20 protein-coding genes are annotated in these 19,361 nt (G+C 64.5%); 18 read left to right on the forward strand and 2 right to left on the reverse strand.

Features of this window, described 5'->3' with window-relative positions; genetic code table 11:
* Nucleotides 1-150 precede the first annotated feature (150 nt).
* From rplU to FJ938_RS22100, 3 genes are all read left to right on the forward strand, one after another.
* Nucleotides 151-792, forward strand: a complete 642-nt coding sequence (gene rplU / locus FJ938_RS22090) for a 50S ribosomal protein L21 (RefSeq protein ID WP_140697410.1) — start codon at nucleotides 151-153, stop codon at nucleotides 790-792.
* 97 nt (nucleotides 793-889) lie between these two features.
* Nucleotides 890-1,159 (forward strand): 50S ribosomal protein L27, encoded by a 270-nt coding sequence (gene rpmA / locus FJ938_RS22095; RefSeq protein WP_140613041.1) that lies wholly within the window; start codon nucleotides 890-892, stop codon nucleotides 1,157-1,159.
* Nucleotides 1,160-1,278: 119 nt separating this feature from the next.
* Entirely contained in the window at nucleotides 1,279-1,866 is a 588-nt protein-coding gene (locus FJ938_RS22100) for a GNAT family protein (RefSeq protein WP_140697413.1), read from the forward strand.
* A 138-nt stretch (nucleotides 1,867-2,004) separates the two neighbouring features.
* Here FJ938_RS22100 and FJ938_RS22105 read toward each other — a convergent pair whose 3' ends face one another.
* Complete coding sequence (locus FJ938_RS22105; RefSeq protein ID WP_140697415.1) at nucleotides 2,005-2,874, reverse strand: endonuclease/exonuclease/phosphatase family protein; 870 nt, start codon at nucleotides 2,872-2,874, stop codon at nucleotides 2,005-2,007.
* 131 nt (nucleotides 2,875-3,005) lie between these two features.
* On the opposite strand from FJ938_RS22105, the gene obgE reads away from it, so the two are divergent.
* The 5 genes from obgE to FJ938_RS22130 all read left to right on the forward strand — a co-directional run bounded on the left by obgE (nucleotide 3,006) and on the right by FJ938_RS22130 (nucleotide 8,619).
* Nucleotides 3,006-4,037, forward strand: a complete 1,032-nt coding sequence (obgE, locus tag FJ938_RS22110) for a GTPase ObgE (protein ID WP_140697418.1) — start codon at nucleotides 3,006-3,008, stop codon at nucleotides 4,035-4,037.
* A 4-nt stretch (nucleotides 4,038-4,041) separates the two neighbouring features.
* Nucleotides 4,042-5,178, forward strand: a complete 1,137-nt coding sequence (proB, locus tag FJ938_RS22115; RefSeq protein WP_140697420.1) for a glutamate 5-kinase — start codon at nucleotides 4,042-4,044, stop codon at nucleotides 5,176-5,178.
* Between the two features lie 3 nt (nucleotides 5,179-5,181).
* Complete coding sequence (locus FJ938_RS22120; protein ID WP_140697423.1) at nucleotides 5,182-6,468, forward strand: glutamate-5-semialdehyde dehydrogenase; 1,287 nt, start codon at nucleotides 5,182-5,184, stop codon at nucleotides 6,466-6,468.
* 163 nt (nucleotides 6,469-6,631) lie between these two features.
* A complete protein-coding gene (locus FJ938_RS22125; protein ID WP_140697426.1) occupies nucleotides 6,632-7,219 on the forward strand; it encodes a nicotinate-nucleotide adenylyltransferase in 588 nt (195 codons plus the stop codon).
* A gap of 107 nt (nucleotides 7,220-7,326) precedes the next feature.
* Complete coding sequence (locus FJ938_RS22130) at nucleotides 7,327-8,619, forward strand: MFS transporter (protein ID WP_140613376.1); 1,293 nt, start codon at nucleotides 7,327-7,329, stop codon at nucleotides 8,617-8,619.
* 4 nt (nucleotides 8,620-8,623) lie between these two features.
* On the opposite strand, the gene FJ938_RS22135 is transcribed toward FJ938_RS22130, so the two are convergent.
* Nucleotides 8,624-9,475, reverse strand: coding sequence for a mechanosensitive ion channel domain-containing protein (locus FJ938_RS22135; RefSeq protein ID WP_140697428.1), 852 nt, complete (start codon nucleotides 9,473-9,475; stop codon nucleotides 8,624-8,626).
* 242 nt (nucleotides 9,476-9,717) lie between these two features.
* Here FJ938_RS22135 and rsfS point away from each other — a divergent pair, with 242 nt between their 5' ends.
* From rsfS to FJ938_RS22185, 10 genes are all read left to right on the forward strand, one after another.
* Nucleotides 9,718-10,095 (forward strand): ribosome silencing factor, encoded by a 378-nt coding sequence (gene rsfS, locus FJ938_RS22140; protein ID WP_135902362.1) that lies wholly within the window; start codon nucleotides 9,718-9,720, stop codon nucleotides 10,093-10,095.
* 57 nt (nucleotides 10,096-10,152) lie between these two features.
* Nucleotides 10,153-10,635, forward strand: coding sequence for a 23S rRNA (pseudouridine(1915)-N(3))-methyltransferase RlmH (gene rlmH / locus FJ938_RS22145; protein ID WP_140697430.1), 483 nt, complete (start codon nucleotides 10,153-10,155; stop codon nucleotides 10,633-10,635).
* Nucleotides 10,636-10,804: 169 nt separating this feature from the next.
* The gene (locus tag FJ938_RS22150; RefSeq protein WP_140697432.1) at nucleotides 10,805-12,163 is read left to right on the forward strand and encodes a murein hydrolase activator EnvC; all 1,359 of its coding nucleotides are present in this window, start codon (nucleotides 10,805-10,807) and stop codon (nucleotides 12,161-12,163) included.
* A 1-nt stretch (nucleotide 12,164) separates the two neighbouring features.
* Complete coding sequence (locus FJ938_RS22155) at nucleotides 12,165-13,496, forward strand: S41 family peptidase (RefSeq protein ID WP_181165786.1); 1,332 nt, start codon at nucleotides 12,165-12,167, stop codon at nucleotides 13,494-13,496.
* 183 nt (nucleotides 13,497-13,679) lie between these two features.
* Complete coding sequence (locus FJ938_RS22160; protein WP_140613380.1) at nucleotides 13,680-14,861, forward strand: divergent polysaccharide deacetylase family protein; 1,182 nt, start codon at nucleotides 13,680-13,682, stop codon at nucleotides 14,859-14,861.
* Between the two features lie 123 nt (nucleotides 14,862-14,984).
* Entirely contained in the window at nucleotides 14,985-15,500 is a 516-nt protein-coding gene (locus FJ938_RS22165) for an RNA pyrophosphohydrolase (protein WP_140613381.1), read from the forward strand.
* A gap of 94 nt (nucleotides 15,501-15,594) precedes the next feature.
* Nucleotides 15,595-16,734 carry an alanine racemase gene (gene alr / locus FJ938_RS22170; protein ID WP_140697435.1) on the forward strand — a complete coding sequence of 380 codons (1,140 nt, stop codon included), beginning with the start codon at nucleotides 15,595-15,597 and terminating at the stop codon, nucleotides 16,732-16,734.
* Nucleotides 16,735-17,008: 274 nt separating this feature from the next.
* On the forward strand, nucleotides 17,009-17,425 hold the full coding sequence (rnk, locus tag FJ938_RS22175; RefSeq protein ID WP_140613383.1) for a nucleoside diphosphate kinase regulator: 417 nt from the start codon (nucleotides 17,009-17,011) through the stop codon (nucleotides 17,423-17,425).
* Nucleotides 17,426-17,448: 23 nt separating this feature from the next.
* Nucleotides 17,449-17,982, forward strand: coding sequence for a nucleoside-diphosphate kinase (locus FJ938_RS22180; RefSeq protein WP_246673458.1), 534 nt, complete (start codon nucleotides 17,449-17,451; stop codon nucleotides 17,980-17,982).
* Nucleotides 17,983-18,092: 110 nt separating this feature from the next.
* Nucleotides 18,093-19,349, forward strand: a complete 1,257-nt coding sequence (locus tag FJ938_RS22185; protein WP_140697438.1) for a D-amino acid dehydrogenase — start codon at nucleotides 18,093-18,095, stop codon at nucleotides 19,347-19,349.
* The last annotated feature ends 12 nt before the right edge of the window (nucleotides 19,350-19,361 follow it).

The following is a 19,361-nucleotide window of genomic DNA, read 5'->3' on the forward strand; positions in this document are numbered from 1 at the left end:
CTCCCACGCAACCTTCGGTTAGGGACGGCGCGCAATCGGCGTGGAGGGTTCTTCCGCGCCGCTTGTTTTTTGAACCCGCAGACTGACAAAAAGACGGCCGAACCGCCAGACGCGGTTCATCGAGGCCGACCGAACAGCGAAAGGCAAAAAATGTTCGCAGTCATCAAAACGGGCGGCAAGCAGTATCGCGTCGCCGCCAACGATCTCCTGAAGATCGAAAAAGTCGAAGCCAATGTCGGCGATATCGTCGAGATCGGCCACGTGCTCGCGCATGGCGAGGGCGAGAATGTCACGTTCGGCGCGCCGTTCGTCGATGGCGCCCTGGTCACCGCCGAAGTCGTCGAGCAGGGCAAGAACCGCACCGTCATCGCTTTCAAGAAGCGCCGCCGCCAGAATTCGCGCCGCAAGATCGGCCACCGTCAGCTTTTGACCACCGTGCGGATCTCCGAGATCCTGCTGGGCGGCGCCAAGCCGGCCAAGAAGGCCACCGCCAAGGCGGAAGCCAAGGCTGAGGTCGCCGCCGAGGCCGCGCCGAAGAAGGAAGCCAAGGCCGCCGAGACCGCGGCAGCGCCGCTGTTCAAGGCGCCGAAGGGCGAGCCGGACGACCTGACCGTGATCAAGGGCATCGGCCCGGTCGCCGCCAAGGATCTCGCCGAACAGGGCATCATCACTTTCGCGCAGCTGGCCAAGCTGACCGACAAGGATGTCGCCAAGATCGACGAGCACATGCCGTTCAGCGCCGACCAAATCAAGGACTGGCGCGAGCAGGCCAAGGAACTGGCGAAGAAGTAATTTTCCGGCCAAACATCAGCCGGATCGGACTTGAAACGGAACGCGAACGCGTTCATAAGGCCTTTTAGACGCCTTGCGGCGCAACGGAGTTAGTTAGATGGCACACAAGAAAGCTGGCGGCTCGTCGCGCAACGGTCGCGACTCGCATTCCAAGCGTCTGGGCGTGAAGAAGTTCGGCGGCGAAGCCGTCATCCCGGGCAACATCATCATTCGTCAACGCGGCACCACCTGGCATGCGGGCGTCAATGTCGGCATGGGCACGGACCACACGCTTTTCGCGCTCGAAGCCGGCGCCGTGATGTTCAACAAAAAAGCCAACGGCCGAACCTACGTATCGGTCAACCCGATTACCAAAGCCGCGGAGTAGCCGGTTCCGCACTAGAACACCGGCGCCCATCTCGGGAACCGGTGTCTGGCAAGGCCAGGAAAAGGATCAGGGGAGATGGGTTTCCATCTCCCCTTTTTCTTGCCTGGAGGAACGTTCAAATGGTTGCCGAAGCGGAAGACTCAGAAGACGAAAGTTACGCGATAGACTGCCCCGTTCTGGTCACCGAGCGGCTGGTGATGCGGGCGCCGCATGAAGAAGATGTTGCGCAACTGGCTGAACTTGCCGACAACCGTCACGTCGCCGAAATGCTGGCGCGCATGCCGCATCCCTATGGCGAGGCCGAGGCGCGCGCCTTCCTGGCCATGACGAGGTCACGCCGCTCCGGCATCGCCTATGCGCTGACGCTCGCCGGCACCGACACCTTTGTCGGCTGCGCGGGCTTGAACACCACCGATCGCGGGCTGGAGCTCGGCTACTGGATCGGCGAGCCTTACTGGAAGCGCGGCTATGCGACGGAAGCCGCGCACGCGCTGGTCGACCTCGCCTTCCAGAAGACATCGATCCAGGTGCTGCATGCCTCGACGCGGGTCATCAATCCGGCCTCGCGCCGGGTGATCCACAAGTGCGGCTTCCAATATGCCGGCCAGGGCATGTTGAATTCGATCGTTGCCGGCCAGGTGCCGGTGGAGCGCTACCGGCTCGACAGGAAGACTTGGACCAGCCTCAGGAACTGGGTCCACTTCTAGGCATGTCGATCTTCAGGTGATGCCGGCCTGCAAACGCAGGTTTCCTCCGCTTCCGGTGCTCTCGGAAACCAGCGTTTTCGGTTCGGCCTGACCTGAATCTCGACACGCCTCGGCGCCTTATGCCGAACCAACTGGGGCTCAGCCCAGTTCGACCCATACCGGCAAATGGTCCGAGCCGTTCGCCCGCCGGTCGACCCACAGGCGCTTCAGTGATCGGGCAAGCGACGCGCTGGTGAAGACATAGTCGATGCGCTTGTGGCGGCTAGTGTTGGTCGGGTCCTTGGGATCGACCCAGCTGACGAGATCGTCGCCGGTGACGTAGAGGCGCACGGCGGCATCGACGGCGAAGTCGGCGGTCAGCGGCATGCCGAATTCGTGGTCCGGCCGGCCGGCGAGTTCGACATATTCGGGCGAGCCGGCCAGCATGTTGAAATCACCCATGCCGACAAAGGCTTCGGGATGCGGCAATTCCGGCAGGCCGATCTCGGCGACGCCGGACAGTGCTCCGCCTTCAAGCGCATAGTTCAACAGGCGCTGGCGCAGGAACTGGATCTGGCTGGCGCGCTCGACCGGGCTGCGGTGATCGAGATGGATGGAATAGAAGCGGATAAAACCGAGCGGCGTCTCGATCAGCGCTTCCAGCGCGCCGCGCTGGAAGTTCATCATCTCGAAGCTGCGGCTGCGCGGCAAAAGCAGGTTGCGCGACAAATGAATGGGCGTTTTCGACAGCACCATGTTGCCGAGCTGGAAGGTCGTGGTGATGGCGCGGCCGTTCTCGATACGCGAGCCGATATTGGCCTCGAAATTGCTGCCGTAGACGGCGAAATAGTCGGGCAGCGCCTCGCCGATCTCGGCGACCATATCGCGGCCGCCATTCCGGGGATTGTTGCGGGTGACCTCCTGCAGCGCGATCACGTCGGCGCCGCGCACGGCATCGGCGATACGCGCGATATCGTAGCGTCCATCAAGGCCGATGCCGTATTGGATGTTGTAGGTTACAAGCTTCATCCCGCCATCTCTCCGGCCAACCCCATGCGGCCATTGTCATAAAACGGCCTCGCCCTTCGCCGCGCCTTGGTTTAGAGCAAGGCCTAAGGTTTAGAGCAATGCCGCAAGGCCAATAAAGAAACTGCAGTCCGATGAAATTTCTCGATCAAGCCAAGGTCTATGTCCGCTCCGGTGACGGTGGCGCCGGTTCGGTTTCGTTCCGGCGTGAAAAATTCATCGAGTTCGGCGGACCGGATGGTGGCGACGGCGGCCGCGGCGGTGATGTCTGGCTGGAAGCGGTCGACGGGCTGAACACGCTGATCGACTACCGTTACCAGCAGCATTTCAAGGCCAAGACCGGTGTTCATGGCATGGGCCGCAACATGACCGGCGCCAAGGGCGCCGACGTCACGCTGAAAGTACCAGCCGGGACCCAGGTGTTCGAGGAGGACAATGAGACGCTGATCTGCGACCTCACCGTGGTCGGCCAGCGCTTCCTGCTGGCCAAGGGCGGCAATGGCGGCTTCGGCAACCAGCATTTCAAGACCTCGACCAACCAGGCGCCGCGCCGCGCCAATCCGGGCCTGCCGGGCGAAGAGCTCAACATCTGGCTCAGGCTGAAGCTGATCGCCGATGCCGGGCTGGTCGGGCTGCCCAATGCCGGCAAGTCGACATTCCTGGCGGCGGTCACCGCTGCCAAGCCCAAGATTGCCGATTATCCGTTCACCACGCTGCATCCCGGCCTCGGGGTCGCCCGCGTCGATGCGCGCGAATTCGTCATCGCCGACATACCGGGGCTGATCGAGGGGGCGCATGAGGGCGTCGGCATCGGCGACCGGTTTCTCGGCCATGTCGAGCGCACGCGCGTGCTGCTGCACCTTGTTTCGGCGCAGGAGGAAAATCCGGGCAAGGCCTACAAGACGGTGCGGGCCGAACTCGAAGCCTATGGCCACGGCCTGACCGACAAGGTCGAGATCCTGGCGCTGAGCCAGGTCGACATATTGGATGCTGACGAGCGCAAGAAAAAGGTGGCCTCGTTGAAGCGGGCCGCCGGGCGGGCGCCGATGCTGTTGTCCGCTGTCACCGGCGAAGGTGTCGAGGCGGTGCTGCGCGCGCTGATGGCGGTGATCGAGGAAGCGCGGGCGCAGATCGCCGCCCCGGTCGAGACGCGCTGGGAAAAGTAGGGCCATGCAGTCGCTCAGGAAATACCGGCGCATCACCGTCAAGATCGGCTCGGCGCTGCTCGTCGACCGCGCGAGCGGTCTGAAGCGCGACTGGCTGGATTCGCTTGCCGACGATATCGCCGTGCTCGCCCAGGGTGGCATTGAGATCCTCGTCGTGTCCTCCGGCGCCATCGCGCTTGGCCGCACCATCCTCGGCCTCGGCAAGCGCGCGCTGAAGCTCGAGGAGAGCCAGGCGGCGGCCGCCGTCGGCCAGATCGCGCTCGCCGGTGCCTGGTCGGACGCGCTCGGCAAGGGCGGCCTGAAATCAGGGCAGATCCTGCTGACGCTCGGCGACACGGAGGAGCGCCGCCGCTATCTCAACGCGCGCGCGACGATCTCGACGCTGCTCAAGATGAAGGCGGTGCCGGTCATCAACGAGAACGACACGGTGGCCACCTCCGAAATCCGCTACGGCGACAATGACCGGCTGGCCGCACGGGTCGCGACGATGATGGGCGCCGACCTCTTGGTGCTGCTGTCCGATATAGACGGGCTCTACACCGCGCCGCCGGCGCGCGATCCCAATGCCAAATTCATTGCGGTGGTCGACCGCATCACGCCTGACATCGAGGCAATGGCGGGAGCCGCCGCGTCCGAGCTGTCGCGCGGCGGCATGCGCACCAAGCTCGATGCCGGCAAGATCGCCAACGCCGCTGGCACGGCGATGATCATAACATCGGGCACGCGGCTGTCGCCACTGATGGCGATCGAGCGCGGGGAGCGCGCGACTTTCTTCCGGCCGAGCGCCAATCCGGTCAAGGGTTACAAGACCTGGATCGCCGGCCAGCTCGAACCGGCGGGGCGGCTGACGGTCGATGACGGCGCCGTCGGCGCGCTCAAGTCGGGCAAGTCGCTGTTGCCGGCCGGCGTCAAGCTGGTCAGCGGCAATTTTTCACGTGGCGACACGGTGGCGATCCTGTCACCCGAGGGCCGCGAGATCGCGCGCGGCCTGGTTGCATACGATGCCGCCGATGCCGTAAGGATCGCTGGCCTGAAGACGACCGAGATCGAAACCGTGCTCGGTTACGAGGCGCGTTCGGCGATGATCCACCGCGATGATCTTGTGGTGAGTCAGGCTGGAGGCGACATAGACAGAGGATGAGCCATGCTGAAGCTGCATGAAAAATCCGGGAACGACACGGTGGCAACGATGGCCGATCTCGGCCGCCGCGCCCGCGCTGCCGCCCAACCGCTGGCCATCGCCACCACCGCCGCCAAGAATGCCGCGCTTGCCGCAATGGCGCAGGCGATCATCGCACGCGAACAAGAGATTCTCGACGCCAACGCCATCGACATCTCGAATGGCGAGGAATCGGGGCTCTCCGCATCCTTCATGGACCGGCTGAAACTCAACCCGGCGCGTATCCGCGCCATGGCCGAGGGCATCCGCGAGATCGCCGAACTCAGCGATCCGGTCGGCGACGTGATCGCTGCGTGGGAGCGGCCGAACGGCCTGTATATCGAGCGCGTGCGCACGCCGCTCGGCGTCGTCGGCGTCATCTACGAGAGCCGGCCGAATGTGACGGCGGATGCCGGCGCGCTGTGTCTCAAGGCCGGTAATCCGGTGATCCTGCGCGGCGGCTCGGATTCGCTCAACTCGTCAGCCGCCATCTACACCTGTCTGGTGGAGGGGCTCAAGGCCGCCGGCCTGCCGCAGGACGCCATCCAACTGGTGCCGACCACCGACCGTGCCGCTGTCGGCGAGATGCTGAAGGGACTTGGCGGCACGCTCGACGTGATCATCCCGCGCGGCGGGAAGAGCCTTGTCGGGCGGGTGCAGAACGAGGCGCGGGTGCCGGTCTTCGCCCATCTAGAAGGCATCTGCCACCTCTACATCGACCGCTCCGCCGATCTCGACATGGCGGTGAAGATCGCCGTCAACGCCAAGATGCGGCGCACCGGCGTCTGCGGCGCGGCTGAGACGCTGTTGGTGGACCGTGCGGTGGCGTCCACCCATCTGGTGCCGATCCTCGACGCGCTCCGCGCTGCCGGGTGCGAGATTCATGCCGATGCCGAAGTGCTGAAGGTGTTCTTCGACGCCAAGCCGGCGACCGATACCGACTGGGTGACCGAATATCTTGACGCCATCATCGCGGTGAAGCTGGTCGACGGCATCAGTGGCGCGATCGACCATATTGAGACCTTCTCCTCGCACCACACCGAGGCGATCGTCGCCGAGGATGCGAAGGTCGTCGAACGGTTCTTCAACGAGATCGATTCGGCGATTCTGCTGCACAATGCCTCGACGCAGTTCGCCGATGGTGGCGAGTTCGGCATGGGCGCCGAGATCGGCATCGCCACCGGCAAGATGCACGCGCGCGGGCCGGTCGGCGTCGAGCAACTGACATCCTTCAAATACCGCGTGCGCGGGTCGGGACAGGTGCGGCCTTGAGCGCTGGTTTTACCCTCCCCCTCGTGGGGAGGGTGGCTGGTGTAGCGAGCCGGATGGGAGCATAGCGCTGAATTCTGCACTCCCCCCACCCCGCTCCGCTTCGCGGATCGACCCTCCCCACAAGGGGGAGGGTAAGGACGCCGTCCCTTCCCGCTACCTCAACATGCCCCATGCCGCAAAGGGCCTGGCCGTCGGTCTGTTCGGCGGCTCGTTCAACCCGCCGCATGCCGGGCATGCCTTGGTCGCAGAGGTCGCGCTGCGGCGGCTCGCGCTCGATCAGCTGTGGTGGATGGTGACGCCCGGCAATCCGCTGAAAAACGCGCGCGAACTCACCCCGCTCGCCGAACGCATCGAACTTTCCGAAAAGATCGCCAGGAACCCCAAGATCAAGGTCACCGCCTTCGAGGCGGCGCACCATGTGCGCTATACCGCCGACACGCTGGCGCTGGTCAAGGCGCGCAACCCGGGCGTCGAGTTCGTCTGGATCATGGGCGCCGACAGTTTGCGCGACTTCCATCACTGGCAGCGCTGGCGCGAGATTGTGCTCACCTTCCCGATCGCGGTCATCGACCGTCCGGGCGCCACGCTGTCGTTCCTGTCGTCGGTCGTTGCGAAAACCTTCGACTATGCGCGCATCGACGAGGGCGACGCACCACTGCTCGCCCGCATGAAGGCGCCGGCCTGGACCTTCATCCACGGTCCGCGCTCGTCGCTGTCGTCAAGCGCGATTCGCAAGTTGGCGAAGAAATAGGTTTCTTCCTTCTCCCCTCGGGGAAGGAGAAATCCTGCGCCTCGCCCGCCTGGCCATGTCGCTTTTGCCGCTGCCTTTCGCGGCTCGGTGAGCAATGCTGATCAGGCATGCTGGAAAAGAACCACCCCACAGCCGAGCCGGAGCAAGGCAGCGCGCCCACGCCGCTGATCGCGATCGCCAGCGTCATCGTGTCGATGGCGCTGATCGCCATCGGCAATGGGCTGATGTTCGCCTACATCCCCGTCAGGCTCGGCGTCGAGGGTTTCGATCCGACCTGGGCCGGGCTCATCGTCACCGGGCTTTCGGCTGGCGGCCTTGCCGGCTGCATCCTGACCGGACCGCTGGTGCGCAGGGTCGGCCATGCCCGCGCCTTCATGGTGCTGTCGGCACTGATCGCGCTGTCCAATGCCGCCATCGGCGCGGGTCCGCACCCGCTGTTGTGGATCGCGGCGCGCGCGCTTTACGGCTTTGCCATATGCGGCCTGTTCATCGTCGCGCAGAGCTGGCTGAACGATGCGGTCGCCAACGCCATACGTGGCCGGGTGATGGCCTTCTTCTACGTCGCCTACGTCGCCGGGCTCGGCGTCGGCTATGCGACGCTCGCGCTGGTCGACATCAAGACGGCGGATGCGCCCTTGATCGGCATTGCCTTCACCGCTCTGTCGATCCTGCCTGTCGGGATGACGCGGCTGGCGCAGCCGCCGGCGCCGCAGGCGGCCTCGGTGGCGCTGCGCCGAGCCTGGCGAATTTCACCGGTCGGCGTTGCCGGCATGCTGGCGGTCGGCGGGCTGTCGATGTCGATTTCCGGCTTCGCGCCGATCCACGCCACGGCCAAGGGCTACAGCCAGGCCGATGTGGCGCTGCTGCTTTCGGTAATGCCGCTCGGCACGCTGATCCTGCAGCTTCCGTTCGGCTGGATTTCCGACCGCACCGATCGCCGATATGTGCTGATCGGAGCATCGGCGCTTGCCGCGGCGTCGGGCATGTTCGCGCTCGGTTTCGACGGCGGCGCGCTGGCGGCGCTGCTGGTGATCTATGTCTTGTGGGACGGCGCCTCGGAATCGATTTATTCGCTGTCCAGCGCGCATGCCGCCGACCGTGCCAGCAAGGACGACATGGTGGCACTGTCCAGTTCGCTCTTGTTTGCCTGGTCGCTCGCGGGCTTCATCGTACCGGGCGTAGTGACAGCGCTTTCGGCCGTTTTCGGCACCCAGGCCTTCATCTATGTGACGATCGTCATTGCCTGCGCCTTCTGCCTGTTCGTGGTTCTGCGCGTGTTCACCACCCGTCCTGTACCGGCAACCGAAACCGGCAGCTTTGCACCGATGACGGCGCAGGCGCCGCTGCCGGTGGAGCTTGCCTTCGCGCCGGACGAACAGGACCGGCACTGGGGCAACTGATTGCTTACTGCTTGCGGACCTCCGGCGGCGGCGCTTCCGGCGGCGGCAGCGGAATAGAGATGCCTTGGCTGTCGAAAGTCTGCTTGGCGCGTTTGGTCATGTCGATATTCGTGGAGAAGTAGTCGGCCGCCGAGGTCCAGTAGCGCAAGGTGAGCGAAACGGTGGTGTCGCCGAGGCTGGCCACGAAGGCAATCGGCGCCGGTTCGCGACGGATGCGCTTCTCGGCACCGGCAATGGCAAGCAAGGTCTTCTGCGCGCCGTCGATGTCGTTCCACGAACCGATGCTGAGCGTGATGTCGGTGCGACGCACGCCGTTGCGCGAAAAATTGCGCACCGGCTGGTTCCACAGTGTCGAGTTGGGCGCCAGGATGTAGACGCCGTCGGCGGTCCTGAGCTTCGTGGCGAACAGGCCGATTTCCTCGATCGAGCCGGCGATGGAACCGACCTCGACGGATTCGCCGATGCGGAACGGCCGCAGCGCCAGAAGCATGATGCCGGCGGCGATGTTCTGCAACGTGCCTTGCAGCGCCAGCCCGATGGCGAGGCCGACGGCGCCGATCGCGGCGATGATCGAGGCGGTCTGCACGCCGAACTGGCCGAGCACCATGATGACGACGAGTATCAGGATGGCGTAGCGGACGATCTTCGAGAAGAAATGCCGCAATGTCTGGTCGAAACCGTGGATATGGCCGAGGCCGGCAAAGATCGAACGCTCGGCGAGACCGGCGACGATATAGCCGACCACCAGAAGGATGATGGCGCCGATGGCCGAGAAGGAATAGGAGACGATCAGCGTGCTGAGCTGCGCGAGGCCCGCCTGGACGGTGAGGAGCGTGTTTTGCGGATCGATCGGCATAGCGGGTTTCCGGTTGGTCGGTCAGCCGATAACCGCCGCGGGATGCGTGGGTTCCGATCTTTTTTCCTGCCGCATGGAACAACCCGGCAATCGACGAGTTCGCGTGAGTCGGAGCTCCGTCTTGAAACTGCAACGGAACTCTGCCTATCTAAGTGGTGTCACCTGCTTTCAGGGGTGATTTGGTTGTTCTTGCTGCGAAAGGAAATACACTGAGAACAGCACTGCGGAAGAAGGCCGATATCGTGCCTTCGCCGGCCGGGATCAGCGTAAACGACGCCGTGTCCCGCGCCATCAAGACAGTCCTTGCCAGTCTGGAAGACTCCAAGGCCGAAAACATCGTCTCAATCGACATCCAGGGAAAATCGAGCCTCGGCGACTACATGGTCGTCGCATCGGGCCGATCGCACCGTCATGTCTCGGCTGTCGCCGACCATCTCCTCAAGGCGCTCAAGGATGCCGGCCTCGGCACCGCGCGCGTCGAGGGGCTGTCAGGCGCCGACTGGGTCCTGATCGATTCGGGCGACATCATCGTCCATGTCTTCCGCCCCGAAGTCCGCGAATTCTACAATCTCGAAAAGATGTGGCAGGCGCCGGATCTCGAGGAAGAGACACTCCACTAAGCCGATTATTTAATGCATGTCATTGGGTGACATGCATTAGCGGCTTGTAGAGGCGAGATGAAGATATCAGTCCATGCCGTGGGCCGAATGAAAGCCGGCCCCGAGCGGGAATTGGCCGAGCGCTATTTCGAGCGCTTCGCCAAGAGCGGCCCGGCGGTGGGGCTCGAATTCGCCGGCATCACCGAGATCGCGGAGGGCCGCGCGAAGAGCGCCGGTGAGCGTCAGCGTGACGAGGGATCGAGACTGCAGGCGCAACTGCAGCCGGGCACGGCGCTGATCCTGCTCGATGAGCGCGGCAAGAACCTGTCCTCGCAAGATTTCGCCAATCGCATCGGACAGCTGCGCGATGGCGGCCGCAAGGCGCTGGTACTCGCCATAGGCGGCGCCGACGGCCATGATGCGTCGCTGCGTGACCAGGCCGAGCTGGTGCTGTCGTTCGGTGCGCTCACCTGGCCGCATCAGCTGGTGCGCGTGATGCTGGGTGAGCAACTCTACAGGGTGGCGACGATCCTGTCGGGCCATCCCTATCACAGATCCTGAAAGCGTCGGGGTCGCACCGAATTCCGCCCCAATGCCACGCAAGAAACGTGGTGGGGGACGGATTTCCTGGTACATGCCGTTGGTCCGGAAACCACCGCCTGTTTTGGGGCGTCACGAATCAACATGGTTGATGGTTCGTTAACGAAGCCGCAGATAGAGTCGATCGCGAATGTCTGAAGGCTGGAAATCGACAATGGGCTCATTGAGGAGGGCCTCCTGGCGCGCACGCTGCGGCATCGCGGCGGCGGCGGTTCTTTTGTCGTTCCATGCGGTGCGGGCCGAGAACACGCTCGACATGGCGCCTGATCCGGACCAGAGCCGCGCCGAATACGAACGGGTTTCCAAGGAAATCACGCTGTCATCGGAACGGCTGGCGAAGCTCGCCGCCGATATCGCCGCGGTCAAGAAGGATCACGCCTCGATCACCGCGGCGCTGATCCAGTCGGCGATGACCGAGCAGAAGCTTGGCCAGGACATCGAGGATATCGGTGCCAAGCTGGAAGGGCTCAAGGGCCAGCAGCAGAAGATCCGCGCCTCGCTGGCGGCGCGGCGTGACGTGCTGGCCGAAGTGCTGGGCGCGCTGCAGCGCATGGGCCTCAACCCGCCGCCGGCGATCCTGGTCAAGCCGGAGGACGCGCTGTCCTCGGTGCGCAGCGCCATCCTGCTCGGCGCCGTGGTGCCGGAATTGCGCCAGCAAACCGATAGTCTGCTGGCCGACCTCAAGGAGCAGACCCGGGTGACGGCCTCGATCGAGGCCGAGCGGGCACGGCTGACGGCGGCGGTCGGCGACCAGGCGGCGGAAAAGAAGCGACTGAGTATGCTGCTGGAAGCCAAGCAGAAGCTCGAGGCCGACACGCAGGCGCAGATGACGGCCGAACAGCAGCGTTCCGAGCAGCTGGCGGCCAAGGCAAACAGCCTGAAGGATCTGATCGCATCGCTCGAGGCGCAGGCTGACAAGACCCGCAAGGCCGCGGATACAGCGAAGGCCGCCGCCGCGAACCAGGCGGGTGACGATCAGACGGGCGGCGACAAAACAGCATCGCTGGCTGCATTGCCGGTTCCCGAAGGCAACCGGCTCGCTGCGGCAGCTCCCTTTTCGGCGCTGCAAGGACAGATCGCGCTGCCGGTCACCGGGCGCATCAAGCGCCGCTTCGGTTCCGATGACGGTAACGGCGCAATGATGCTTGGCGACATGCTTGCGACACAATCGGGAGCCATCGTCACCGCACCGGCGGATGGGAACGTGCTTTATGCGGGGCCGTTTCGCTCCTATGGTCAGCTCTTGATCCTGAATGCCGGCGACGGTTATCATGTCGTTCTGGCGGGGATGAGCAGAATCAGCGTCGTGACTGGCCAGTCAGTGCTCGCAGGAGAGCCGGTCGGTGCGATGGGAGAGGCCCGGGTGGCAAGCACCTCGGTTTCGAAGAATGGAAATGCCACGCCGGAACTCTATGTCGAGTTCCGCAAGGATGGAAAACCCGTCGATCCGGCCCCATGGTGGGCGGACCGTTTTTCTGGAAGGACGTGAAATGATGCGGAAACTGTCGCTTCTGTTTGCCGGTGCGCTGATGGGCGCATCCGCCATGAGCCTTGTCTATGGCGCGCCCGGCTCGGCGGCAAACGCTGCGGGGTCGGAGACCTACAAGCAACTGGCGATCTTCGGCGACATCTTCGAGCGGGTGCGGGCACAATATGTCACGCCGCCCGACGACAAGTCGCTGGTCGAGAACGCCATCAACGGCATGCTTTCCTCGCTGGACCCGCACTCCTCCTACATGAACGCCGAACAGGCGCAGGACATGCGCGTCCAGACCAAGGGTGAGTTCGGCGGCCTCGGCATCGAGGTCACGATGGAGAACGACCTGGTCAAGGTGATCACGCCGATCGACGATACCCCGGCCGCCAAGGCTGGCGTGCTGGCCGGCGACTACATCGCCAAGATCGACGGCGAAGAGGTTCGCGGCCTGACGCTCAACGATGCGGTCGAAAAGATGCGTGGCCTGGTCAACACGCCGATCAAGCTCACCATTCTGCGCCAAGGCGCCGACAAGCCGATCGAACTGACGGTCGTGCGCGACATCATCAAGGTCAAGGCGGTCAAGTTCCGGGTCGAAAACGACATCGGCTACATGAAGATCACTTCCTTCACCGAAAAGACCTATGACGACCTCGAGAACGCCATCGACACCATCAAGAAGCAGGTGCCGGACGACAAGCTCAAGGGTTATGTGCTTGACCTGCGCCTCAATCCTGGCGGCCTGCTCGACCAGGCGGTAAGCGTGTCCGACGCCTTCCTGAAGCGGGGCGAGATCGTCTCGACGCGCGGCCGCGATCCCAAGGACGTCACCCGCTTCGATGCCAAGCCGAAGCAGACCGACGACATCAACGGCAAGCCGATGATCGTGCTCGTCAATGGTGGCTCGGCCAGCGCCTCTGAAATCGTCGCCGGCGCACTGCAGGATCTGCGCCGCGTCACGGTTGTCGGCACGCAGTCCTTCGGCAAGGGCTCGGTGCAGACCATCATTCCGCTCGGCGAGAACGGTGCGCTCAGGCTGACGACGGCGCTCTATTATACGCCGTCCGGCAAGTCGATCCAGGGCAAGGGCATCACGCCCGACATCAAGGTCGACCAGCCATTGCCGCCGGAACTGCAGGGCAGGGATCTGACGCGCGGCGAGTCCGATCTCAAGGGCCATATCAAGGGCGCCGACGAGAGCAAGACCGGCTCCGGCTCCGCAGCCTATGTGCCGCCGGATCCGAAGGACGACCTGCAGCTCATCTATGCCGAGCAGCTGCTGCGCGGCCAGAAGACCGATCCGGCCTTCCCGCCCAATCCGGAAAAGGCCGTGCTCAACCAGTAAGCCGGTCTGGCCGCCTGAACGAAGCAATGCAATGCTGCCGGGATCGAAAGGTTCCGGCAGTTTGATTCGGGAGGCGGGACGAGGCCTCCAGATGCGGCGCCACGGGTGCGCCAGGGTTGAAGAATTCGCGCGCGTGGTCTCGAAGGGAGCCGCCTTCGGAACCATGCGCACCGGGGACAGGGCTTGGCTGATATCGGCAAGGACATCGAACGCCCGCTTGGACAGACTGTCCGGGCGCCGCGTGCCGCCCGCAGGGTCAGCGCGGGCGTGATCGCGGCGAGCGCGATCGTGCTGGTGGTGGTCGGCGTCTCGGCCGCGATCGCGCTCAGGGAAAAGCCGTTCCGCAAGCCGCAGGAAGTCGCCATCTCGACACCGAAGGTGACTGCGGCGGCCGAGCCCGCCGCGTCGCCTCCCGGATTGGCCCCTGCAGCGACGCCAAAGGTGGAGACGCCGGCGAAGACCGGTGGGCCGCAGATCATCCATGTGCAGACGGAAGAAGGCGATGGCCCACCCAGGGCGCCAATCGTCATTCGCGACCCATCGACCGTCGGCCAGAACCTGAAGATCGCGCATATTCCCGACAAGGCGCTGATCGAAGCCAGCGAAACCGGACCCTTGCCGATGCGCTCCGCCGATGGCCGGCGGCCGTTCGACGTCTATGCGCGGCCCTGGTCCGGTGCCCGCGGTGCCCGCGTGGCGATCGTCATTGGCGGACTTGCCGTGTCGCAGACCGGCACCCAGGCGGCCATTGCCAAATTGCCGCCGGAAGTGACGCTGGCGTTCGCGCCGCAGGGCAACAGCATTGGCCGCTGGATGCAGGCGGCCAGGCAGAGCGGACATGAGATCGTCATGCAGGTGCCGCTCGAACCGTTCGATTATCCCAACGTCAATCCCGGCCGTAACACGCTGACGGTGGCGGCCAGTGCCGAAGAGAACCTGAAAAGCCTGCACTGGGCGCTGTCGCGGACGACGAACTATACCGGTGTGATGAATTATATGGGCGCGCGGTTTTCCGCCGATACGGCGGCGATGGAGCCGTTCATGGCCGAACTCGGCAAAAGGGGCCTCGCCTATATCGACGACGGCTCATCGGCGCGCAGCCTGGCACCTGACCTGGCGCTGAAGGACGGCGTGCCCTTCGTCGCCGGCGACATGGCGATCGACGCGGTCCAGGATCGCGGCGCCATCCTGAAGAAACTGGACAGTCTGGAGGCGACCGCCCGCGCCAAGGGCACTGCCGTCGGCATCGGCTCGGCTTTCGACCTGACCGTCGACACGGTGTCGTCATGGGTGGCCGAGGCCAAGAAACGCGGCATCGAGATCGTGCCGATTTCAGCGGTGGCCATAGACCCGCAAAAAGGCTAACAGCCATCCTGGTATCTCTGCTCCGGCGGGCATCTGGCGGTGTTTCCGTGCTTCCGCTCCTCGAAACCACTCGCCGCCCGCCTTGCCGGAGCGAATTCTCAAGACGGCTGGAACTCGTTGCTCATGGCCAAAACGATCGATCGCGAAACGCTGCCCTACCGTCCCTGTGTCGGTCTGATGATCCTCAACGGGGAGGGCCTGGTCTGGGTCGGGCATCGCATCGCCGAACCCGACAGCGAATTCGCCGGCACCACGCAGCTTTGGCAGATGCCGCAGGGCGGCATCGACAAGGGTGAGGAGCCGCTGCAGGCGGCGGAGCGAGAGCTCTACGAAGAGACCGGCATGCGCAGCGTCTCGCTGCTTGCCGAAGCGCCGGACTGGATCAACTATGATCTGCCGGACCACCTCGTCGGCATCGCCTTCAAGGGACGCTATCGCGGCCAGACGCAGAAATGGTTCGCCTTCCGCTTCCACGGCGATACCAGCGAGATCCAGATCAATCCGCCGCCGGGCGGCCACACCGCCGAATTCGACAAATGGTCGTGGCGGCCGATGCAGGATCTGCCCGATCTGATCGTGCCGTTCAAGCGCAAGGTCTATGAAGACGTGGTGGCGGCGTTCCGGCACCTCGTGCCATAGAAGGACGGGGTGCGGGCCGTGGTTCGAAGGGCCGCAGTTGCCGCGCCCGCCCCGCGGTCCTATTGATGTTCTATCCGCGAAAAGGAGGGTCGCCATGAACGACGCCCCCACAAGGTTGCTGCCCGATGACGTCACCGCCGTAAGCGAAGCGGCGGCCGGGGCCATCCTGACCATCGATCTTGGCGCGATCCGTGAAAACTACCGGCGGCTGAAGGCAAGGCTGGCAGGCGTGCGCTGTGCCGGCGTGCTCAAGGCCGACGGCTATGGCCTTGGCGCCGCGCAGGTGGCATCGGCGTTGACCGGGGAAGGCTGCGACATCTTCTTCGTCGCGCTGCTGGCCGAAGGCATCCATCTGCGCAAGGTGGTCGGGACTGGACAGGACATCTACGTGCTGAACGGGCTGCCGCCGGGCTCCGAGCCGGAAGCGGTGGCGGCCGGCCTGTGCGCGGTCATCAATAGTGGCGCGCAGTTGAAAGCCTGGCGCGCGGCGGCGCATCGCGCCGGCCGCAGGCTGCCGGCCGCCATCCAGGTCGACAGCGGCATGTCGCGGCTTGGCATGGGGCCGGCCGAAGTCGGGACGCTGGCCGGGGATGCCGGCGCTTTCGATGGCATCGACGTCAGATATGTGATGAGCCACCTGGCCTGCGCCGACGAGCCGCGCCATCCAGCCAACGAACAACAGCGGCTGGCCTTCGAACGGCTGCGCGCCATGTTGCCCGCGACGCCCGGCTCGCTTGCCAATTCGTCCGGCATTTTTCTCGGGCAGGGCTACCATTACGATCTCGCCAGGCCGGGGGCGGCGCTCTACGGCATCAATCCGACGCCCGACGAACCCAATCCGATGCTGCCTGTCGTGCGGCTGCAGGCCAAGGTGGCGCAGACGCGCCGCGTCGAAAAAGGCACCGGCATCGGCTATGGCCATACTTATTACGCGCAAGGTCCGCTGAGCCTTGCGACGATTTCGTTCGGCTATGCGGACGGCTGGCTGCGACGCTCGGCTTCGGCGGCCTGGTTCGAAGGTGCACGTCTGCCTTTCCTCGGGCGTGTGTCGATGGATTCGATCATTCTCGACATCTCCGCCCTTCAACCCGGCAAACTGCGCGAAGGCGATCTGGTCGAACTGCTCGGCCCCTCGCAGAACGTCGACGATGCCGCCGGCCATGCCGGCACCATCGGCTATGAAATCCTGGCCAGTCTCGGCCCGCGCTTTCACCGGCACTATATCGGCGGTTGAGCGGTTTGGCCGCGCTTGACAAGCGGGCGCCTGTCGGCAAGGGTCGGGGCATGAGCAACCTCGCTTATATCAGAACCTTGTTCAGGGTCTGCCCGATCGCGGGATCGTAGCCCCGGCGCGGCCGCCTTTCGGCGTCCGTCCGTACCGGGGCATCCATACATCCACAATCGTCATCAAGCCGTACGGCCCTTCGCGGCTGCCGGCTTTCATCAAGCCGCAATCAGCGCGGCGGCAGGCGCGCATCCGTTCGATGCGCCGATCCATGAGGTTTGCCATGCAACATGCAACGGGACTGCGTCCATCGAGCCGGATTCTGATCAGCAACACCGACCATGACAGGTTGACCGGGCTGGCAAGGGCCCTGCTCGACCGCGCGCCCGAGACGGCCGAAGAGCTGCTCTCGGAAATGGACCGGGCGGTAGTGAAAGACGCGGCGGCGATGCCGGATGGCGTGGTGCGGATGGGTTCGACGGTGACGGTCCGCGGCGAAGGCGGAGACACACAGCGCATCGTGCTGGTCTATCCCGGCGAAGCCGACATTGCCGAAAACCGGATCTCGGTGCTGACGCCGATGGGAACGGCGCTTATCGGTGTCAGCGTCGGGCAGGCGGTGTGCTGGAACGGTCGTGGCGGCCGCAAACTGTCGGTGACCGTGGAGGCCGTCGATATCCCTGCCGGCAGCGGGCGCTGATCGTGGAGGCGGTGATTAGGACCATGAGCTGCCGCCTTACGACGAAGGATTTCGCCGTGCTCGAAGTCATGCTGGAGCGGCGGCGGGCATTCGCGGATCCGATCGTCCGGATGATCGAAGAGAAGCTTGCCAATGCCGGCGTCGTGCCGGTCGATTCGGTCGAACCCGATATCGTGACGCTGAACAGCAGGGTGGTGTTTTGCGTCGATACCGGTGCGGCCGAGACGCGCACCCTGGTGCAGAACGAGGTGCGCGGGCCGGTCGGCTCCAGCCTGTCGGTGGCGACAAGGCGTGGGCTCTGCATGCTCGGCATGGCGCAGGGCCAGACGGCATCGATCGAGCACCCCGATGGCAGGCGGGAGGCGATCCGGATCAAGACGGTGCTCTATCAGCCGGAAGCCGCGCGGCGGGCAGCCCGGGAGAAAGTCTCGGCTGGCGGACGTCGGCCGCATGGATTGACTCTCGTCTACAGCGCCGCAGCCCCAATCCAGCCTCTTGGCGGGACGGCCGGAATGCGGCAGACAGAGGAGGACGACCCCGGTCCCTCGGCGGCGTGAATGGCAACGGCGCATGGTCTCGAAGATCGGGGACGATTTTCGCCAGGGATCATGCGCAAATCGCAAGTGGGCCGTGTCTATGGGCATCAGACGGGCGTAAGGAGTGAACGATGAAGATCATGGTGCTGGGCGGTGGCGTCATCGGGGTGACCACGGCCTATTATCTCGCCGAGGCCGGCCACGAGGTGACGGTGGTCGACCGGCAGAAAGGCCCGGCACTGGAAACCAGCTTCGCCAATGCCGGCGAGATTTCGCCCGGCTATGCCTCGCCCTGGGCCGGGCCCGGCGTTCCGCTCAAGGCGATCAAATGGCTCTTGATGAAGCATGGTCCGCTGGTGGTGCGGCCGGCCTTCGACCCGCATATGTGGACATGGCTGGTCAAGATGCTGCGCAACTGCACCGCCGAGCGTTACGCGATCAACAAATCGCGCATGGTGCCGCTGGCCGAGTACAGCCGCGACACGTTGAAGGCGCTGCGCGACGCGACCGGCATCAGCTATGACGAGCGGACGCAGGGCACGCTGCAGCTGTTCCGCACGCAAAAACAGCTCGACGGCACATCAGGCGATGTCGAGGTGCTGAAGAAATATGGCGTGCCCTATGAAATCCTCGACCAGGACGGCTGCATCGCGGCGGAGCCGGGGCTCGCCGGCGTGCGCGAGAAGTTCGTGGGCGGGCTGAGGTTGCCGCATGACGAGACCGGCGACTGCAAGATGTTCACCGACAAATTGGCCGAGCTCTGCGTGGCGCGCGGCGTGAAGTTCGAATATGACATGACGATCTGGCGCGTCATCCGCAGCCGCAACCGCATTGCCAACCTCAGCACCAGCAAGGGTTTCAAGACCGCCGACGCCTATGTCATGGCACTGGGCAGTTATTCGGCGGGCTTCATGCGCCGTATGAAGCGGTCGATCCCGGTCTATCCGGTCAAGGGTTATTCGATCACCGTGCCGATCAAGGACGCCACCCTGGCGCCGGTGTCGACGGTGATGGACGAGACCTACAAGGTGGCGATCACCCGGTTGGGGGACCGTATCCGCGTCGGCGGCACGGCCGAGATTTCCGGCTTCGACCTCAGGCTGCACGAATCGCGGCGGCGCACGCTCGAACATTCGGTCGGCGATCTCTTTCCGGGCGCCGGCGCGATGCGCGAGGCGACGTTCTGGTGCGGGCTGCGGCCGATGACGCCGGACGGGCCGCCGCTGATCGGCCGCACCGAGCTTTCCAACCTCTATCTCAACACCGGTCACGGAACGCTCGGCTGGACCATGGCCTGCGGTTCGGCCAAGGTTCTGGCCGACATCATCTCCAGCCGTGTGCCGGATATCGATGTGCGTGCCCTGGCGCAGGAGCGTTATCTGAAATAGCCGAGGCGCCGT

The organism is Mesorhizobium sp. B2-4-14 (genome assembly GCF_006442155.1).
In the GTDB taxonomy this organism is placed as follows: domain Bacteria; phylum Pseudomonadota; class Alphaproteobacteria; order Rhizobiales; family Rhizobiaceae; genus Mesorhizobium.